The 18,379-nt window shown below is 61.5% G+C and carries 16 protein-coding genes and 4 pseudogenes; 12 read left to right on the forward strand and 8 right to left on the reverse strand.

The features are described from left to right. Window positions 1-214: 214 nt before the first annotated feature. A pseudogene (locus tag FFR93_RS25305) lies at window positions 215-2,104 on the forward strand (adenylate/guanylate cyclase domain-containing protein). Window positions 2,105-2,281: 177 nt separating this feature from the next. Here the strand turns inward: FFR93_RS25305 and FFR93_RS25310 are convergent. Continuing rightward, window positions 2,282-2,770, reverse strand: coding sequence for a RidA family protein (locus tag FFR93_RS25310; RefSeq protein ID WP_138395185.1), 489 nt, complete (start codon window positions 2,768-2,770; stop codon window positions 2,282-2,284). 192 nt (window positions 2,771-2,962) lie between these two features. On the opposite strand from FFR93_RS25310, the gene FFR93_RS25315 reads away from it, so the two are divergent. Then, a complete protein-coding gene (locus FFR93_RS25315) occupies window positions 2,963-3,643 on the forward strand; it encodes a TetR/AcrR family transcriptional regulator (protein WP_138395186.1) in 681 nt (226 codons plus the stop codon). Window positions 3,644-3,653: 10 nt separating this feature from the next. Here the strand turns inward: FFR93_RS25315 and FFR93_RS42085 are convergent, their stop codons facing one another. Further along, the gene (locus FFR93_RS42085; RefSeq protein ID WP_348640335.1) at window positions 3,654-3,935 is read right to left on the reverse strand and encodes a LysR family transcriptional regulator; all 282 of its coding nucleotides are present in this window, start codon (window positions 3,933-3,935) and stop codon (window positions 3,654-3,656) included. 233 nt (window positions 3,936-4,168) lie between these two features. On the opposite strand from FFR93_RS42085, the gene FFR93_RS25320 reads away from it, so the two are divergent. Beyond that, window positions 4,169-4,885 (forward strand): 3-keto-5-aminohexanoate cleavage protein, encoded by a 717-nt coding sequence (locus tag FFR93_RS25320; protein ID WP_138395187.1) that lies wholly within the window; start codon window positions 4,169-4,171, stop codon window positions 4,883-4,885. Between the two features lie 81 nt (window positions 4,886-4,966). After that, window positions 4,967-5,107, forward strand: a pseudogene (locus tag FFR93_RS25325) (zinc-binding dehydrogenase); the annotation flags it as partial. 261 nt (window positions 5,108-5,368) lie between these two features. Here FFR93_RS25325 and FFR93_RS25330 read toward each other — a convergent pair. Further along, on the reverse strand, window positions 5,369-6,802 hold the full coding sequence (locus FFR93_RS25330) for an MFS transporter (protein ID WP_138395188.1): 1,434 nt from the start codon (window positions 6,800-6,802) through the stop codon (window positions 5,369-5,371). Between the two features lie 135 nt (window positions 6,803-6,937). Between FFR93_RS25330 and FFR93_RS25335 the strand changes: the two genes are divergently transcribed. Together FFR93_RS25335 and FFR93_RS25340 are read left to right on the forward strand one after the other, a co-directional pair. Beyond that, entirely contained in the window at window positions 6,938-7,885 is a 948-nt protein-coding gene (locus tag FFR93_RS25335; protein ID WP_138395189.1) for a LysR family transcriptional regulator, read from the forward strand. A 50-nt stretch (window positions 7,886-7,935) separates the two neighbouring features. Beyond that, window positions 7,936-8,159, forward strand: a pseudogene (locus tag FFR93_RS25340) (alkylphosphonate utilization protein). A 38-nt stretch (window positions 8,160-8,197) separates the two neighbouring features. On the opposite strand, the gene FFR93_RS25345 reads toward FFR93_RS25340, so the two are convergent. The 3 genes from FFR93_RS25345 to FFR93_RS25360 form a co-directional block, all read right to left on the reverse strand. Further along, on the reverse strand, window positions 8,198-9,004 hold the full coding sequence (locus FFR93_RS25345) for a transglutaminase family protein (protein WP_064710563.1): 807 nt from the start codon (window positions 9,002-9,004) through the stop codon (window positions 8,198-8,200). Between the two features lie 156 nt (window positions 9,005-9,160). Then, window positions 9,161-10,054 carry a transglutaminase family protein gene (locus tag FFR93_RS25350; protein ID WP_138395190.1) on the reverse strand — a complete coding sequence of 298 codons (894 nt, stop codon included), beginning with the start codon at window positions 10,052-10,054 and terminating at the stop codon, window positions 9,161-9,163. Window positions 10,055-10,657: 603 nt separating this feature from the next. Then, window positions 10,658-10,816, reverse strand: coding sequence for an entericidin (locus tag FFR93_RS25360; RefSeq protein ID WP_138395192.1), 159 nt, complete (start codon window positions 10,814-10,816; stop codon window positions 10,658-10,660). Window positions 10,817-11,385: 569 nt separating this feature from the next. Between FFR93_RS25360 and FFR93_RS25365 the strand changes: the two genes are divergently transcribed. Further along, window positions 11,386-11,640, forward strand: a complete 255-nt coding sequence (locus FFR93_RS25365) for a GlsB/YeaQ/YmgE family stress response membrane protein (protein WP_064710560.1) — start codon at window positions 11,386-11,388, stop codon at window positions 11,638-11,640. Window positions 11,641-11,714: 74 nt separating this feature from the next. Here the strand turns inward: FFR93_RS25365 and FFR93_RS25370 are convergent, their stop codons facing one another. Continuing rightward, window positions 11,715-11,996: a hypothetical protein gene (locus FFR93_RS25370; protein WP_064710587.1), complete on the reverse strand. Its 282-nt coding sequence runs from the start codon at window positions 11,994-11,996 to the stop codon at window positions 11,715-11,717. Between the two features lie 219 nt (window positions 11,997-12,215). On the opposite strand from FFR93_RS25370, the gene FFR93_RS25375 reads away from it, so the two are divergent. From FFR93_RS25375 to glp, 5 genes are read left to right on the forward strand one after another with little or no spacing between them, the layout of a single operon-like run. Next, on the forward strand, window positions 12,216-14,108 hold the full coding sequence (locus FFR93_RS25375) for a peptidylprolyl isomerase (RefSeq protein ID WP_138395378.1): 1,893 nt from the start codon (window positions 12,216-12,218) through the stop codon (window positions 14,106-14,108). 8 nt (window positions 14,109-14,116) lie between these two features. Further along, window positions 14,117-15,133 carry an anthranilate phosphoribosyltransferase gene (trpD, locus tag FFR93_RS25380; protein WP_138395193.1) on the forward strand — a complete coding sequence of 339 codons (1,017 nt, stop codon included), beginning with the start codon at window positions 14,117-14,119 and terminating at the stop codon, window positions 15,131-15,133. A gap of 9 nt (window positions 15,134-15,142) precedes the next feature. Then, window positions 15,143-15,955 carry an indole-3-glycerol phosphate synthase TrpC gene (trpC, locus tag FFR93_RS25385; protein WP_138395194.1) on the forward strand — a complete coding sequence of 271 codons (813 nt, stop codon included), beginning with the start codon at window positions 15,143-15,145 and terminating at the stop codon, window positions 15,953-15,955. Between the two features lies 1 nt (window position 15,956). Then, entirely contained in the window at window positions 15,957-16,454 is a 498-nt protein-coding gene (gene moaC, locus FFR93_RS25390) for a cyclic pyranopterin monophosphate synthase MoaC (RefSeq protein WP_138395195.1), read from the forward strand. Then, entirely contained in the window at window positions 16,451-17,674 is a 1,224-nt protein-coding gene (glp, locus tag FFR93_RS25395; RefSeq protein ID WP_138395196.1) for a gephyrin-like molybdotransferase Glp, read from the forward strand. The genes moaC and glp overlap by 4 nt, the downstream gene beginning before the upstream one ends. Here the strand turns inward: glp and FFR93_RS25400 are convergent. Beyond that, window positions 17,643-18,345: pseudogene (locus FFR93_RS25400) on the reverse strand (50S ribosomal protein L11 methyltransferase). The gene glp and the pseudogene FFR93_RS25400 sit on opposite strands and share 32 nt — an antisense overlap. Window positions 18,346-18,379 lie beyond the last annotated feature (34 nt).

Below are 18,379 nucleotides of genomic sequence, written 5' to 3' on the forward strand. Positions count from 1 at the left end.
GCGGTCCTTAGTTCGATCGATACCGCGGTTACATCGTCTTGGTATGCGCTGTTCACTCATTGAGGGTACCTGCTTAACGGCGGGAACAAGCCACTGAGCGCTGTTTCGTCGCCACGATACCTGCTCGGAGCTGGGGCACCAGTAGCTGTTGCTCGAGGTCGGTCGTTTCAATTGAGTGCGACCAGTCCTATAATCGGCTGGTGAGGCCGAACCAATGGACCGCAAGCTTTCCGCCATCCTCGCTGCTGATGTCGTGGGCTATTCCGCGCTGATGGAGCGCGACGAGGCTGGCACATTCGAGCGCCTTCGTGCGGGACGCAAGGAACTGTTTGAGCCGGAGATTGCGCGCCATCACGGCCAGATCTTCAAGCTGATGGGCGACGGGATGCTCGCCGAATTTGGCAGCGTAGTGGACGCCGTGGAATGCGCCGTTTCGCTGCAGCGCGGGCTGGCGGAACGGAATGCCGCCGTCCCCGAGGACCAGCGGATCAGCGTGAGGATTGGGATCAATCTCGGCGAGGTGATCGTTGAGGGCGATGACCGGTATGGCGAGGGCGTCAATGTCGCGGCGAGGCTTCAGCAGCTGGCAGACCCGGGCGGCATCTGTGTTTCGGGAAAGGTCACCAGGGAGGTTGAGAAAAAGCTGGCTTTCGGTTCGAGCCGATGGGCGATCAGAAGGTAAAGAATATCGCCGAACCGGTACAGGCTTTCCGCGTCATCCTTGAGGGACAAGCCCCACGTCAATCAGCGCGGTCATCGCCTCAGCACTGGGTACGGGCAGCAGCAGCCGTGCCAGTCCTTCTCCTGGTTTTGGCCTGGACAGTCTGGCAATACTGGCCGACTGCGACAGTAAGTGGCAAGCCGTCCGTAGCGGTGCTGCCGTTCGACAACTATGGCGGTGACCAAGCGACCGGACGCCTCGCCGACGGCCTCGCTGAGGACATAATCACCGATCTGGCGGGGTTCCCTGAATTCCACGTGATCGCGCGTAACTCGACTGAACAATACAGGGACAAACCGGCCGTGCCGAGTGAGGTGGGTAAGGCGCTTGGCGCAGGATTTGTGGTCGAGGGATCCATCCAGCGTCAGTCTGACCGCGTTAGAATTACGGCGCAGCTCATCGATACCAAAACGGGCAAACATCTTTGGTCGCAGCGCTGGGACCGGCCGGACGAGGACTTGTTCGCAATCCAGATTGAAATTTCCGAGCAGATTTCGAACCGCCTTGGCGGCGGCGCAGGTTTGGTTCAGGAGGCGGGCCGCATCTCCGCCCACCGAAAGCCGCCCGAGAATCTCAACGCCTACGAACTTTATCTGCTCGGCACCGAAAAACTCGAGCAAGTCAATCAGGCGGATGTAGAGGAGGCCGTCAGGCTGCTCACCCGCGCGGTCGAACTGGACCCCGGCCTTGCCCGCGCTTGGGTCGAACTTAGCCATTCCCATGGTATCTTGATCGGTTTTGGCGTTGACGCCGAGAAGAACCGGGCTCTGTCTGCCGAGGCTGCCGAACGCGCCGTCCAGCTCGACCCGAGCGATGCTGAGGCGCATGCTGTCTTTGCCATGCATCTGGGTGACAAAGGCGAATTCGAACGCGCCAAGGCTGAGTTCGATACCGCACTGCGCCTCGCTAACCGGTCAGTTCGAAGTTCTGACTTTCTATATCGATTGGGCCTCGACCTTCGGCGAGCCTGAGCGCACCGCGCAACTGGTCGACAAGGCGCTCAGTCTCAACCCCGGTTTCCCGATGTGGAGTGCCAGGATTTTTAGTCATGCCTATTTCATGGCCGGCCGGTATGAAGATGCCCTGCGGATGCTGGACCGCTTGTCGCCGGAAAACTACGGAAGGAAACACTGGGTAATGCGTTCTGGCGCGCTTGCAGCTCTTGGCCGAACTGAAGAGGCGAAGGTCTCGGTAACGGACGCACTCGCGCGGTTTCCCGATTTGACCATCGAGGGATTTGTCAATATTCCCGGATTCAACGAAGCGGAGCGCCAGCGGTTGATCGAAACTATGCAGCTTGTCGGCTTTCCTGACTGCGCCAAAGCGGAAGAGCTCACAAAGCTAAAGAAGCCGCTGCGCCTGCCGGAGTGTGCTTCGCCATAATTGCATTGACGATCGGCCACGGATGACAAGCGTCTCGAGACGGGGCCTTCGTTTCACCGGCCGCGATGTGTCGCTCGTTCCGGTCGACGTTATCAGATGTGGCGTTTAAAGCCCGAGCGCAGGCGGCGGTGAAAACGGCGGCTCCGCCGTTTTCTGCGGCGGGATCAGTCGCGGCCTCTATTCGAGAACAACGACGGCTTCGACCTCGAACAGCATCGGATCGATTGCAAGTCTGGGAACGGGAACAAGGGTCTGCGCCGGAAGCTCGTCGCCGAACATGTCTTTGACATTCCTCGTCAGCACCTCGAGCTTGGACATATCGTGGTCAACCACGAAGACCGTCAGCTTGGCAACCTTGTCCGGCCTTGCGCCTAGGCCGTCGAGGGCGCTGCGCAAATTAACGTAGGCCTGCTTCACCTGAACGGCGAAGTCCGGCGACAAGGCTCCCATGCCGTCCTGGCCGCCCTGCCCGGAGATGAAGGCCAACCGGGCGCCGCTCGGTACGATCACCGCCGTGCTATAGCCATTCGGCGTCGGGTCGTAGAGGCTTTTTGGATTGACGATGGTCAGCTTGAGCTCACCCTCGTTTGCCGTCGTCGCATTGGGAATTCCCGCGGTCATGATGATCAGCCCTCCGATAAGCAGATGTTTGATTGCGTGTGACATGATGTTCTCTCGGCCGTGAGGACTGGAACGACCCTCGCCGCCTGTTGGATTGCGCTTCTTACTGTTCGGCAACAGATTGACTCGTACAACGTACGATTCCATTGCATCGTACGTTGTACGAGTCAAGCGACGAGGATCGACATCCGTCACTTCGTCGGCTTAAATCGATGTCCTGATCTTTAGGAAAGAAGCATGGTGGCCAAACGCGACGGCACTCAGGATAAACGCCCTCAACGGCAAGCTGCACCCTCCGTACAGGACCCGCCTCTATCGCTTGAACGGATCATCGCGACGGCGGTTGAACTGCTGGACGCTGAAGGCCTCGACGGATTGAAGATGCGTCGGCTGGCTGATCGTCTCGGCTCAGGCGCGATGAGCCTCTATTGGCACGTCGCCAACAAAGAGCAGGTTTTTGATCTCGCGCTCGACTCGGTGCTCGAATATCGAGGACCGTCGCAAATTAGCGACTCTCCGGACTGGCGCCAAGCGGTCTTTCATATGCTTGAAGACTGGCGCGCCAGCATGCTGCGCCATCCCTGGTCGGCGTCGCTGCTGCCCCGCCGGGCGCTGGGCCCGAATATCCTCGGTCGTCTGGAGCTGCTGGGCAGCATCTTATCCAGAGCTGGTGTCAATGAGGCGGATCTGAATGGCGCGATATGGTCGCTGTGGAACTATGTGATGGGCGCGACCATCACCCGTGCGAACTTCGACCTTTCGGACGAAGACATGCTCGCCGGGCAGCAGCGCCTTGCGCATCTTAGCCAAGAATACCCGACGATCGAGCGTGCTCGTCTGCTGTTGGATAATGACTGGGACGGCGTTTTCAGGAAAGGCCTGGACTTCCTGCTTGACGGGCTTGTTCCGAGACAATGAACAAGGGGGCTCAGCTCTCCAGTTGATCAGCACGCTCATTCAGGAGCTCGAGCAGATCACCTTTCACGATCTGAATCCGGGCCTCTCCCTCCCTCGCAGAGCGCTCATGAATCTTCAGTGACGTTTCTGCCTGCTCGGCCGGTCTCTTAAGGCTCTGGCCGGACTGGTTCAGTTCATATCTGTCGAAGTTGCGCCGAAACAGCGTCGAGCCCAACCCCTGCTCGAGGGCCTCTATCCGGCGCGAGACCATCGACGTGCTTACGCCAGCCGGTGTGCTGCAGCGCCCAGCGATCTCAGCTCCGCGACGGCGAGAAAAAACTTACAGATCATTCCAGTCCATTCAGCCTTTCCGTTTTTGGAAAAAGAGCTTGCCGAAATCGGCAATCGCTTATTGCGCCTGATTTGATATCGTCAGCGAGGTAAGGACAAGAGAAATCGCTTCAGCGAGCGCTGGCGCGCCGCTCTTAGTCTTTCCAGATTGTTAGGCTGGAAAGCGCGGGCGATCCAATAAGTGCGAGGCTCTTCATGATCGTTCAAGCTTGCATCAACGGCGCGCGGCGGAGCGATTTCCACCCGCGCATTCCGCTGACTATCGATGCCATGATACGTGAAGCCACGGCTTCGGTCGCGGCAGGCGCTGCCGAGGTTCATGTTCATCCGCGTGGAGCCGATGGGAATGAAAGTCTCGCCGCCGTCGACGATACGGTCGCAGCGATCCGCCGAGTCTGCCCGGGAACGCTGATCGGCGTGTCCACCGGCGCCTGGATCGAAGGCGACCTCAAGCGAACACGCCATGCCATCGGCCAATGGCGTGTCTTGCCGGATTATGCCTCCGTGAACCTGTCTGAAGCCGACGCTCCCGATGTCATGCAGCTGCTTCGCCAAAAAGGTGTCGGGATCGAGGTCGGTCTGGCGTCGGTCGCCGATGCGGAACGCTATGTCAGCCTCGATAATCATGAGCGGGTCTTTCGCGTGCTCGTCGAGCTCGATGACGAACAGGATCTGCAGCGCGCCTGTCACATCAGGGATGGTATTATCGAGGTGCTCGAACGCCGCCGCCTCCTGAGGCCTATTCTTCTCCACGGATTCGAGAACACCGTCTGGCCGTTCGCCAGATCGGCGCGCGAGCGGGGCTATTCGACCCGTGTCGGCCTCGAGGATGGGAAGCACCTGCCGGACGGGACGATTGCCGGCGACAATGCCGCGCTCGTCGCCGCGGCCGTTACGATCTTTCGCGGCTAAAGCACATGTCTCTTAGCTGTCTGCGGCGGTCTCGCGGAAATGCGGAGGACTAACTCTTTGGCGTGACAAGCGAATCCGAAGATCGGACCCTTCAAGCCGGCTGATCCGACTGGCGTGGATGTTGTCTATGATTTTGTCGGCGCCGACACCTTTGCCACATCGCTGGATTGCCTGCGCCCGCGCGGCACGCTTGTCAGCTTCGGGGAGGCCTCCAGTCCGATTTCGGGCCACGAAAGAAGGCGCAATATCCGTTCATGACAACATCGAGTAGATCAGCGCACCAACGGAACCCCAGAAAATTACCGGCGTCAGTATCATCCCCATAACGAAGATCTTGGTCACCGTTAAACCTCCGCAAATCTGTCCCGGCGCGAAAATCTATTGCAGCGATCGAGGCTTTGGTATCGGCCCGAAGTCCGGGGCGGATCGGACCTTGGTCTCATTCCTGCTCAGCGGCGCGATCTCAATGCGCCACCGCCGACTTCACTTCTGCAACCTGTCGGCGACTCTCCCGCGGCGGTAAGTTACGGCCGCGATGGCGAGTGCTGCCGCGATCAACATGGCTGCGACCGCAAAAGCGATCTGCATGCCCCAGTGAACGGCCTCGGGGCGTGCTACAGTGATATCCGATGTTCCCGACGCTCGCGCGAATATCGCGCCCATGACAGAGGCGCCGGTAATCAGACCGAGATTGCGCGACAGGTTGAGCGCGCCGGAGATGACGCCGCGCTGGTCAGGGGCGACATCGGCCATGACGGCGGTGTTGTTGGACGCCTGGAACAGCTGATAGCCGGGCGTCAGGATGGCGATGGCGGTGATGTAGCCAGCGATTCCGGGAAGCACGGCAAGCGCGATGGCGCCGGCAGCCATGGCAAAGAGGCCTGCAGCGATCACGAATGGCGCTCCCAGACGATCGACCAGGCGGCCGGCGGGAATTCCGCCGAAGATGGAGATGACGGGGCCGATCGACATGACGGCTCCAACGCCGGCCTCGCTGAGTCCGAGCGCACGCGAGAGATAAAATGGGCCGACCACCAGCGTCGCCATCATCACCGTCGAGATGAGAGCGTTCATCGCCAGACTGGCGCTCAGCACCGGATTGCGGAAAACCGCCAGCCGGATCAACGGCGACGCGGCTTTCGACTCGGCTAAGGCGAAGAGACCGGCCGCGAGAAAGGCGGCCGCCAGCAGGGCCAGATTCAGCAACCCAAAGCTGCCCCGCCCAATCGTCATCGCCAGCGCATAGGCCGAAAGCGCCAGGGCAAGCAGCAAGGTTCCTGCCATGTCGAAACCGGCGCGCTCCGCTTTCCCAATGTTGTCGTCGGCAGGCAGAAAACAATAGGCGAGAGTGAAGGCGACGATGCCGAGCGGCACGTTGACAAGAAAGATGGCCGGCCAGCCGAACCCGGCGATCAGAGCGCCGCCGAGCGAAGGGCCGAGAGCGGTACCAATCGCCGACATGGTTGCGAGCAGCCCCATGACGCTGCCGGTTCTCGCCTTCGGCACCGTTTCGCCGACAAAAGCCATTGCGAGGACCATCATCATGGCCGCGCCGAGACCCTGCAGCGCACGTGCGGTGGTCATCAGCCAGAGCGCCGGCGCAAGCCCGCTGAGGACGGAGGCCAGCGTAAAGAGCAGGATGCCCATGAGCAGAAGCCGTCTGCGGCCGGTCATGTCGCCAAGCCGTCCGACGCTGACGGTCAGCGTGGTGATAGCGAGGAGATAGGCGAGAACGATCCATTGCACGTCCTGGAACGAGCCGTCGAATGCCCGCGCAAGTGCCGGCAGGCCAACATTGGCGATGCTGGTGCCGAGCGATGGCAGCAGCATCGAGAGGCAAAGGCTGGCGAGCACCCAGCGGACGGAACAGCGGCTTTCGGCGAGTGCCTCGCCCTGCTCTGCAATGATCGGTTTCAACAGGATCTCCTTGTTCACGCTCCAACGGAGCCGTCGAACCCTAATCCTGCCTCTGGCATGGCGGAACATGCAGCATTTGCACTTCATCCATGCATAAGACGCCACATCACCGGAAAATCGTGTTATACCGCATGCATGTCGCCCCCTGACCTCAACCTGCTTGTCACCCTCGATGTCTTGCTCGCTGAAGGCAGTGTCGCCCGTGCGGCCGAGAGGCTGAGGCTCAGCCCATCGGCAATGAGCCGGGCGCTGGCGCGATTGCGCGAGGCCACGGGCGATCCGCTGCTGGTGCGTGCCGGGCGCGGCCTGGTTCCGACACCTCGGGCGCTGGAGCTGCGCGAGCGGGTCGGCCGCATCGTCGAGGATGGTCGGGCAGTCCTGCGTCCTGCCGCAGCGCTTGATCTCGGCCGCCTCGTTCGGACATTCACGCTGCGCGCCAGCGAGGGTTTCGCCGAGAGTTTCGGCCCCGGCCTCATCACTCGCCTCGGCCCGCAAGCCCCTGGTGTGCGGCTGCGCTTCGTCCAGAAACTGGACAAGGACAGTGCGCCGTTGCGTGACGGAAGCGTTGATCTGGAAATCGGTGTCGTCGGTGAGACGATGGGACCTGAGGTGCGGGCGCAGGCCTTGTTCCGCGACCGCTTCATCGGCGTCGTGCGCACCGGCCACCCGCTTTGCCTGAATGAGATCACGCCGTCCCGTTACGCGGCCGCAGGCCACATCGCTGTCTCGCGGCGCGGACTCGACAGAGGAGCGATCGACGACGCCCTGGATGTGCTCGGGCTGGAACGGCAGATCGCCACCATCGTCGGCGGTTTTGCCACAGCGCTGGCGCTCGCCCGCGCCTCGGACCTGGTCGCGAGCGTGCCTGAACTGCACACGGCAGCCTTGCGGGCGGGAATGCACAGTTTCCCCCTTCCCGTTCCGACGCCGGAGCTCACGGTTTCATTGCTTTGGCACCCGAGGATGGATGCCGATCCCGCACATCGCTGGCTTCGCAGCTGCGTTCGTGAGGTCTGTGCAGCCACGGATTGGAGAGCCCCGGAGACTGAGGATCGGACGGGACGGTCCCAGGCCGGTGATTGACTATCCCGCCTCGCCGTGATTTCCCTCGCGCATCATCAAGCGGGGACATCATGGCAGAGGACGTAATTGTAAAGGACAGCAACGGAAGCCAGCTCCACGATGGCGATTCCGTTACGTTGATCAAAGACCTCAAGGTCAAAGGCACCTCGGAGACGCTGAAGCGGGGAACCTGGTGAAAGGCATTCGCCTGACCGACAATCCCGGCGAGATCGAGTGCAACACCAAGCAGGTCAAAGGTCTTGTGCTGAAAACGGAATTTCTCAAGAAGGCATAGAATCTGCCCGGGGTGGTCCGTTCTTCCCTCAGGGTCTCTTACGGCACTTCTTCAGTGATCACCTCGAAGCGGGAAAGCCTCGCCGGACCGAAAGCCGTCGACATCGCGACGTCCGTGGCATCCCGGCCCGTCGCCATCAGAATTCTGCCGATACGCGGAGTGTTGTGGCGGGCATCCGCCGTATGCCAGTGACCGCCGAGAAAAACCTCGAACCAGGCGCTGAAATCCATTGGATTGGGATCGGCCGGAACGCCGATATCGCCGAGATAGCCCGTGCAATATCGGGCGGGAATATTCATGCATCGACAAAGTGCGATGGCGAGATGGGCGAAGTCGCGGCAGACGCCGCTCTTGTCGGTGAAGCCGCCATGCGCGGTTCTGAGAACGTCGGCCTTCTGATAATCGAACGTGATGTGGTTATGCACGAAATCGCAGATCGCCTGCACACGCGCCCAGCCGAGCGGCGTCGATGAGAAGGTCGCCCAGGCGAAATCCGAGAGCCTGTCTATGTCGCAGTAGCGGCTGCCGAGCAGGAAGACCAGCACCTCGTCGGGCAGATCCTTGATCGCGTGCTGCACCGCCTGGACGGGAACGATGTCGGCCTGCCCCGTGTCGTAGATTTCGAACTCAGTGGAAATCGTCGTCAGCCCCGGCGGAGCGACGATCCGGCTGCAGGCATTGCCGAACCCATCGGTATATTCCCATGCCTCGACCGGCCGGTCGAATGTCAGGACCTGCTCGCTCAGGAGATCGGCGCGCCTGGAGGGGTGAATGTTGAGGACCAGCAGCATCGGCGTCGGCTGTATGCATTCATAGCCCAGATGAAACCCGGCGCGTATCTTCATTGCGGTTTCCTCGTCACTCCCCGCTTGGTGGAGGTGAGTATGGAACGTTGATCGCGCTGCCCCGGTTCCCGCCACCGCGCAACCGGTAATCCCGCACCTCCCCGGGCAATCCAGCATTGCCCCGGGCAATCCAGTATTGCCCGAGGTAATGCGCCATCACCCCTCGGTAAGCCACGCCTGCCGCGTGGTCACATTGACCTGCACCGTCAGGCCCTCGAAATCGGAGCTATTCCCGTCATAACTGCCGCTCAAGGGAATTGCCTGGCGCGGGTCACGGGCGACGGCCACGCGAATGAGATCTCGGTTGCCGACGATGCCGTTGGTCGGATCGAACTCGGCCCAACCGGCCCCCGGTAGATAGATCTGGCACCAGGCATGCGTGGAGCCGCCGCCGAGTACGGTGGAGCCATCCCGGTCGGGGACGTAGACATAGCCGGTGACGAATCGCGCCGCGAGACCGAGCGAGCGTGCCGCCTCCATCATCAGAAGTGCGAAATCCCGGCAAGTGCCGGAGCGAAGTTGTAAGGTCTGCAGCGGCGTCTGCGTTCCATGTTCATGGCGACGTGCATAGACGAAGCTCTCACGAATGGCATAACAAAGCGTCATCAGCAGGTGCCCGGTCTCTGTCGTGTGCCCCACGCGGACGAACTGGCGCGCCCAGCGGCCGACCTCATCGCCCGAATCGGGATAATGGCGCTGCATCGCCGGAGCGAGATCGGCGATTTCGTCCTTGTCGTAGGAGAAAGGATAGGTCAGCGCCGCGTCGTCGATCCGAATGTCCGGGGCGAGTTGAGGCTCATGATCAAGCGTGATCCAGGTTTCGAAACGAAGCTCCGATGAGGGCCGTGGAAAATCGACGAGCGCCACGCAATTGCCGAAAACATCGTGGATCCAGCGCACATGGCTTTGCTCCGGATAGGTCGTCAGCGATGCTTCGATCAGCCGTTGATCGAAACTGTCGCGCGGCCGAAACATCAGGCGATGCTCGCCGAAATCGACCTCCCTGCGGTAGCGATAGGACGTGACGTGGCGGACGGAGAAAATCGTCATGGGCTGCCGTCGACTGATGTGTTTACGTTGCTGCTCCTGCAGCGCCGCGCTCCTTATCAGACGCGCAAAGGACGCTGTAACTCTTTGAACTTGCACAACGTGCTTTCCGAAAATCGCTTCCGTTTTTCGGAAAGCCGATGCGCGAGGGCGGCGGCGCCTCTTCGCAAGCGCCCTGCCCCTTTTCCTGCTTATCCCGATTTCTTGTCATATAAGCAGGTTCGAAAAATTGCTATTGTGCCGATTACCGATAGACGGCAGAGCCGTCCAACTAAGAGGATAACATGCATATCATCTGGGACGTGCTGACACTTCTGCTGACCATCGGTTCGCTCTATGGCGGTCGCGAATACCGGATTATTCGCGCTCGTGCCCGCGCTCAGAATTGGGGCAACTTCTGACCCGATCCTGACGGCCGCTGCCGGAACCTTTCGGTCGCGGTTACGTCGAATGACGTACGGCGGCGCCTTCAAGGAAATGCTGTATTAGTCGGGGCGGTTTTCCGTCCGTCAATTCTCTCTGTTATGCCAAGCCCGCCTCACCCCAGGCGGGCTTTTTCATGCCGAGATTTCCTGCGCATTGACGCCGGCCACCCCGTTGATGCCGTTACTTCTTGGCTCCGGACGAAAGCACCCGATGGGTCGCATTGTCCATTGCGTGGCTCGCCTCTTGTCCATCCTTCTTCAGCCCGTATGCGGTATTACCGCAGGCTGCAAGCGTCGGCAGGCAGAGGCAGCAGGCCATGGCGATCACAGCTTTTGGCATCGAGCCTTTCCTCATTGAATTGTGTTTCGCGGAAAATGACGCAGTCGGCGGCAAAATCAATCCGCCGCCAGCAGGACACCAGATTGTCTCCTGGAGCAGTGTCAGCACCTGCGCCCCAATTGCTGCATGGCCGGTCTCCGCGTTACGTGTTGGGCGAAGTTTAACTCAGGTGAAATTCACCGAGATGTTGAAATTTTTTAGCTTCTATCAGGAGACATGCCAGTTTCTCTGCATCCAACCAAGTCACCGTAGGTGAAGAAGATCATTTATAGGTATTTATAGTTCTACTTAAATGTCACGCTTAACCAATTATTAGTAATAATCTTGCGCAGCCTGGAGTTAGGCTTATGCTTTACCCGCGAGGGAGAAAAAGAATGTTTAGCAAAAGCCTGATCATGCCTTTCGGATTCGCAATTCTGGCTATAGCCGGTCTGCTATTCCAATTCGTCGCTTACCTGCTCGAGACGCCGGTCACCCTGCTGCATCCATAAGCGCTTGAGCTCCTCCGAGAGTGGAACTTTTTTTCGCTTCGTGCTTTCTTGCTAGTCGTTTCACCAGGAGGGAGTACTATGGAAGACGCAGGCGTGGGTTGGATTGCCGCCATCATCATCGGCGGCATCGCCGGGTGGCTGGCGGAAAAGGTCATGAGCAGCAGTATGGGCGTGCTTATGAACATATTGCTCGGGATCGTCGGCGCGATTGTCGCAAATTGGATCCTGGCTCTGTTGAACATTCAGCCGTTGGCGGGGTGGCTTGGTTACCTGATCACCGGCTTCGTCGGTGCCTGCATTCTGATTTTCGTGGGCCGCGCCATCCGCCGCTAACTGTCCCGTCATAAGCAGACATGACTAAGAGCCGGGCGCCTTGCGTCCGGCTTTACCGTCCCGAATTTCCATGTTCAGCGGCGGCTCAGAAGGCCGAACATATAGGCGATGCCCGCCGTCACCGCGAGCGCCATGATCGGTTCTTCGCGAATCTTGTCGCGCAGCCGCTCCGTCATCAGTGAAGCTTCGTCCGTGACCACCGACTTTGCCCCCTGCCCCAGCGCCCGCACGCTGTCCGTCAATCTGGAGAGATCTTCGCGGAGTGCGGTAACCTGCGCCGACAGATCGTCTGCTGCGATATCCGCCTTGACGCGCGCAGCGGTGGATTCGGCGGAAGCGGTTTTCAATTCTGCCATGGTCTGCTCCTGTTTCATGGGATGCCGCTTCAACGAAATGGCGGCCTGAAAGGTTCCGCCGGAGCCGATCTTTTGTTCGTCATCAACGCCTTGCGTCGCCATCTTAGCCCAGCGCAGCTTTTCGCGTGACAACCCTTCATTTCCTGTCGGCTTTGTTTTAAGGAACGTCGAATGTCTGCCCGCGCGCGGGTCAATGAATACTGCGAGGTTTGCCTTTCCATGTTCCATTTTCTGAGAAGAGCTGCTCAGACCTGGGTTGCCAAGCTGCTCCTGCTACTCCTGGTGGCCTCCTTCGGCATCTGGGGCGTGTCGCGTGAGCTGATCTCTGGCGGCAACAGCACCACGGTCGTGACGGTCGGCGATCAGAAGGTGGGCGTCACCGAATTCCAGCTCGCTTACCAGCGTCAGGTGGCAAGCATCGGCCAGCAGTTCGGCATGCGCCTCACCCCCGAGCAGGCCCGCGCCTTCGGAGTCGAGCAGCAGGTGCTCTCAGAGCTCGTCGCCGGCGCCTCACTGGACCAGCTCGCTGAAGATATGAACCTCGGCCTGTCCGAGGATCGTCTCGCTCAGCTGATCGCAGACGATCCGGCCTTCAAGGCTGTCAACGGCCGGTTCGATCGCGAGCTCTTTGTCTCGCGCCTGCGCAATGCCGGCATTCGCCAGGACGATTACATCAAGGAGCGCAGCAAGGTCGCCGTCCGCAGCCAGATCGTCGATGCCGTTTCCAACGGTTTTACCGCGCCGAAGACGCTGGTCGACGCATTGAAGCTCTATGGCGATGAAAGCCGCAGCATCGACTACCTCTTGCTGACCAACGCCAACATCGAGCCGATCAAGGCGCCAGCCGACGACGTGCTGGCGAGCTGGTTCGAAGGCGTCAAGCAGCGCTACCGAGCGCCAGAATACCGCAAGATCATCTATCTCAAGCTGCAGCCGGCCGATATCGCCGACGCCGCGACCGTCACCGACGACCAGATCCGCGAGGCCTTCGACAAGGGCAAGGATACCTATCGCACGCCGGAAAGCCGGACGATCGAGCAGCTGACATTCACCAGCAAGGACCTTGCCGCCGCCGCCGAAACCGCGCTGAAGAGCGGCACCAGCTTCGACCAGCTGGTCACCGACCAGGGCAAGACCGCCAACGACGTGCTGCTCGGCGAGTTCACCAAGGACAAGGTTCCCGACCAGGCCGTCGCCGATGCCGCCTTTGCGGTGTCGAAAGATGGCGGCACAACGCCTGTCGTCGACGGCTCCTTCGGTCCGGTCATCCTGCGCATCACCAATATCAAGGCGGAGACGGTCAAGAATTTCGACGAGGTGAAGGAAGATATCCGCAAGCAGCTGGCGCTCGCTAATGCGTCTCAGGAAGTGATCAACGTTCACGACCGAATCGAGGACCTGCGCGCCGGTGGCGCGACGCTTGAAGACATTGCCGGCCAGTTGAACCTCAAGGCAGTAACCGTCGACGCCATCGATGCGACAGGTGCCGACAAGGACGGCAAAGAGATCAAGGATATTCCCGTCAAGCAGCAGCTGCTCGGTGAAGCCTTCAAGACCGAGGTCGGCGTCGATGCGTCGCCGCTTCCGGTCGGCAATGACGGCTATGTCTGGTTCAATGTCCGCGAAATCATACCGGACCGGGACCGCCCGATCGCCGAGGTGCGCGAGAAAGCCGTCGAGGACTGGACGGCGGAGCAGCAGAAGGCCGAGCTCGCCAAGAAGGCCGAGGAATTGAAGGCCGAGGCGCAAAAGGGCACCGCCCTTGCCGATATTGCGGCGCCGCTCGGCATCGCCGTCGAAAGCAAAAGCGGCATCACCCGCTCCACCGATGATCCGGTTCTCGGGCGCGCCGCCGTCAAGGCCGCTTTCTCAGGCCCCGTCGATACGGTTGCGAGCGCGGTCGGCGCCGATCCCTCGACGCAGATCCTGATGAAGGTCACCGAGGTCAACAGCCACCCGACCGGCGACGTGCTGAACAACCGCGACGCCCAACTCACCGCCATGGCCAATGCCGCCGGCGATGATATCCTCGACCAGATGGTCAACTCGCTGCAGACGCAGTATGGGGCACAGATCAACCAGACGCTCGCCGAACAGGCGACGGTTCGCTAGGAGGTTTTATGACCGATCTGAAGCCGTTCCTGGCCAAGGCCGCAAGCCGCGAGCCGCTGACGCGTGACGAGGCTCGCGACGCCTTCGACATCCTGATGTCCGGCCAGGCGACGCCCTCGCAGATCGGCGGCTTCCTAATGGCCTTGCGTGTTCGCGGCGAGACCGTTGATGAGATCGTCGGCGCGGTCACGACAATGCGGTCGAAAATGCTGACAGTCGAGGCGCCGGCCGATGCGATCGACATAGTCGGCACTGGCGGCGATGCCAGCGGCACCTACAATATTTCGACGCTGGCGGCGCTGATCGTGGCGGGCGCCGGTGTGCCCGTCGCCAAGCACGGCAATCGGGCGCTGAGCTCCAAATCGGGTGCGGCGGACAATCTGGCCGCACTCGGCGTCAATATCGACGTCGGCCCTGAGATCATCACGCGCTGCATCGCGGAAGCCGGGGTCGGCTTCATGTTCGCGCAGCTTCATCATTCCGCCATGCGCCACGTCGGCCCCTCCCGGGTCGAACTCGGCACGCGCACCATCTTCAATCTTCTCGGGCCGCTTTCCAACCCCGCCGGCGTCCGCCGCCAACTGCTCGGCGTCTTCTCGCCGCAATGGCTGGTGCCGCTTGCCGAAGTCATGCGGGATCTCGGTTCTGAATGCGTCTGGGTGGTCCATGGCGATGGCCTCGACGAAATCACCACGACCGGCGTTACCAAGGTGGCGGCGCTCGAAGACGGCAAAATCCGCACTTTCGAGCTGTCGCCAGCCGATTTCGGCGTTAGCCCCTGCATGCTCGCCGATATCAAGGGCGGCGACGGTGTCGCCAATGCCGCAGCGCTTCGCGAGGTCCTCGGTGGCGCACGGAATGCCTATCGCGATGTCTCGCTCGCCAATGCCGCCGCCTCGCTGGTCATCGCTGGCAAGGCCGGCACGATTCGCGACGGCATGGCGCTTGCCGCGCATTCGCTGGATAGCGGCGCCACGGCGCTCGCCCTCGACAAACTCATCGCCGTTTCCAACGATATCGATTAGGATTGGCCGATGACCGACATCCTGAAGAAGATCGAACTTTATAAGCGCGAGGAAATCGCTGCCGCCAAGGCTGGCGTATCGCTTGCCGACCTGAAGGCGATGCAGGCTGATCAGTCTGCGCCGCGCGGTTTTCACAAGGCGCTCGCGGCCAAGCGCGACGCAGGCCAATTCGGTCTGATAGCCGAAATCAAGAAGGCGAGCCCCTCGAAAGGCCTCATTCGACCCGATTTCGACCCGCCGGCGCTGGCTGCCGCCTATGAAGCTGGCGGCGCCGCCTGCCTCTCCGTGTTGACCGACAGGCCGAGCTTTCAAGGCGCGCCGGAGTTTCTGACGACCGCCCGTGCTGCCTGCGCCTTGCCGGCGCTGCGCAAGGATTTCATGTTCGAGACCTATCAGGTTCATGAAGCCCGCGCCTGGGGTGCCGACTGCATTCTGCTGATCATGGCGTCGCTGACCGATGACGATGCGGAGCGTCTGCAGGACGAAGCTTTCTCGCTTGGCATGGACGTGCTGGTCGAGGTTCACGACGCGCCGGAATTGGAGCGCGCGTTGAAGCTCTCCTCACCGCTCGTCGGCATCAACAACCGCAACCTCCGGACCTTCGAGGTTAGCCTGACGGTCAGCGAGACGCTTGCCTCCCTGGTTCCCGATAATCGGCTCCTCGTCGGCGAAAGCGGCATCTTCGCCCATGCCGATTGCAAGCGCCTGCAGGCCGTCGGCATCGATACCTTCCTTGTCGGCGAGAGCCTGATGCGCAAGGACGACGTGGCGGCCGCCACCCGCGCGCTGCTCTTAGGCGAAGCCGCCATCGCGGCCGAATGACATGAGCGGCGGAAAGCCAGTACTTACACATATCGACGCCTCCGGCGAGGCCCATATGGTCGATGTCTCCGACAAGGCCGAGACGGTGCGCATCGCCACCGCCGAGGGCTATGTGAAGATGGCGCTGGAAACCCTTGCGCTCATCCGTCAGGGCAATGCCAAGAAGGGTGATGTGATCGGTACGGCGCGCTTGGCCGGCATCATGGCGGCAAAACGCACAGCCGATCTCATCCCGCTCTGCCATCCGCTGATGCTGACGAAGGTCGCGGTCGAGATCGAGGAAGATGCGGCTCTGCCTGGCCTGCGCGTCATGGCAACTGCAAAGCTCACCGGCAGGACCGGTGTGGAGATGGAGGCCCTGACCGCCGTTTCGGTCGCTTGTCTAACGATCTACGACATGGCCAAGGCGGCCGATAAGGCAATGGAGATCGGCGGCATCAGGCTGCTCGAAAAATCCGGCGGCAAGTCAGGCGACTTCCGCCATCCGGAGGCGAAATGAACCTTCTGCCGGTCGCCGACGCCTTGGACCGCCTGCTCTCCCGCGCAAAGCCCGTTGCCGCGTCGGAGACGCTGCCGCTGGTCGAGGCTGAGGGCCGCGTCCTGGCCGCTGATCTGACGGCGCGCCTGACCCAGCCGCCCTTCGATGCCTCGGCCATGGACGGCTACGCGCTGCGCCGGGAGGACGCGCCTGAGCCGGGAGCCGTGCTGAAGGTCATCGGCACGTCGTCGGCCGGACATGACTTCGAGGGAACCGTCGGCCAGGGAGAGGCCGTGCGTATCTTCACCGGCGCGCCGGTTCCGCCAGGCGCCGACAGCGTCCTGCTGCAGGAGGATGCGGAGAAGATCGACGGCGGCATCAGAACCAGGTTTCCGGTGCGGCAGGGCCAGCATGTGCGTCCGCGCGGCCAGGATTTCACCGAAGGCGAAAGGGTGCTCTCTGCCGGAACTGTCCTCGATTTCTCCCGGCTGACGGTTGCGGCCGGCATGAACCGGCCCGATGTTGACGTGCTCCGTCGCCCGCTGATCGCGATTCTCGCGACTGGCGACGAATTGCTGCCGCCCGGAAGCACGCCCGGCCCTTCGCAGATCATCGCCTCCAACACCTTCGGTATCGCCGCCCTTGTCCGCAGAGCCGGAGCCGATGTCATTGATCTCGGCATTGTGCCGGACGACAAGGCCAAAATCACCGCGGCAGTCGACAATGCACGAGATGCGAAGGCCGACGTCATCGTCACGCTCGGCGGCGCGTCGGTCGGCGATCATGACCTGGTGCAGGCGACGTTGATCGAGGCCGGGATGCAGCTCGATTTCTGGCGCATCGCCATGCGCCCCGGCAAGCCGCTGATGGTCGGCAGCTTTGGCGAGACTCATGTGCTCGGCCTGCCCGGCAATCCGGTCTCGAGCCTCGTCTGCTCGCTGCTCTTTCTCGAGCCGCTGATCCGCAAACTCGCCTCGCTGCCGCCGGTGCAACGCGAGACAATGGTGGAGGCGGCCGTCGCCCTGCGCGCCAATGATCACCGGCAGGACTATATCAGAGCGAGGCTTTCGAAATCGCCCGCCGGCGGCTGGCGCGCCGAACCCTTCGCAAAACAGGACTCCTCGATGATGAAGGTGTTTGCCCAGGCCGACTGCCTCATTATCCGCCCGCCGCAGGCGCCGAAATTGCCGGCCGGAGCGCCCTGCCCAGTCATGCTGCTGCGGCCGGATCATCTCGTATAGCCTCGCCTTCGATCAGGAGAGCGAAAAAACGCCCGCTTGCACCGCGCCGCCGCTGTTCGCCGCGCCGAAGTCCGTCACCGCCCGAGTCGAGATTCGCCTGAGTTCTCGATGCGGCAGATAGGCTCGCTCGGATCGCCGATCAGCACCTCGATGCCGCTTGCCTGGCAAAGCCGCAAGAAAGTCATCACCCGCAAGGCAAGCGAGGGATCATAGAAAAGATCGCCGACCACAAGGAGATCCGCCGCTTCCGGCGGCGGCGCATCGAGGATATCGGCGGCAACTGCCGAGATGGTGACGTCATTGATCGTCGCGTTGAGGCTGATCGCGGCAATCGCATTGGCATCGACATCGACCGCCATCACCGTCGCTGCTCCAGCCTTCGCCGCCGCAATGGCCACCAGTCCGGAGCCGGCGCCGAGATCGAGGACGCGGCGGCCGGCGACCATTTCCGGCCAGTCAAGCAGATGGCGGGCAAGCACTATTCCGCCAGCCCACGGATAGGCCCAGTAAGGCGGCGCGTCGGCTTCTCGACGGCCGGCAAGCCGCCAGAGCCCGCTCGCAGGCCCGGCGGTGTGGAGCAGGATCTCGGGGATTGAGAGGACCGGCGAGATCGGCAGATTGCCCTTGATGAAGGCGGCCGGATCGACACGAGATATTCCGGAGCGTTTCATCGTCGTCTGATCCTGCCAGTCAAGAAATCACGCG

The sequence above is a fragment of the Rhizobium sp. MHM7A genome, assembly GCF_005862215.1.
GTDB lineage: Bacteria > Pseudomonadota > Alphaproteobacteria > Rhizobiales > Rhizobiaceae > Rhizobium > Rhizobium bangladeshense.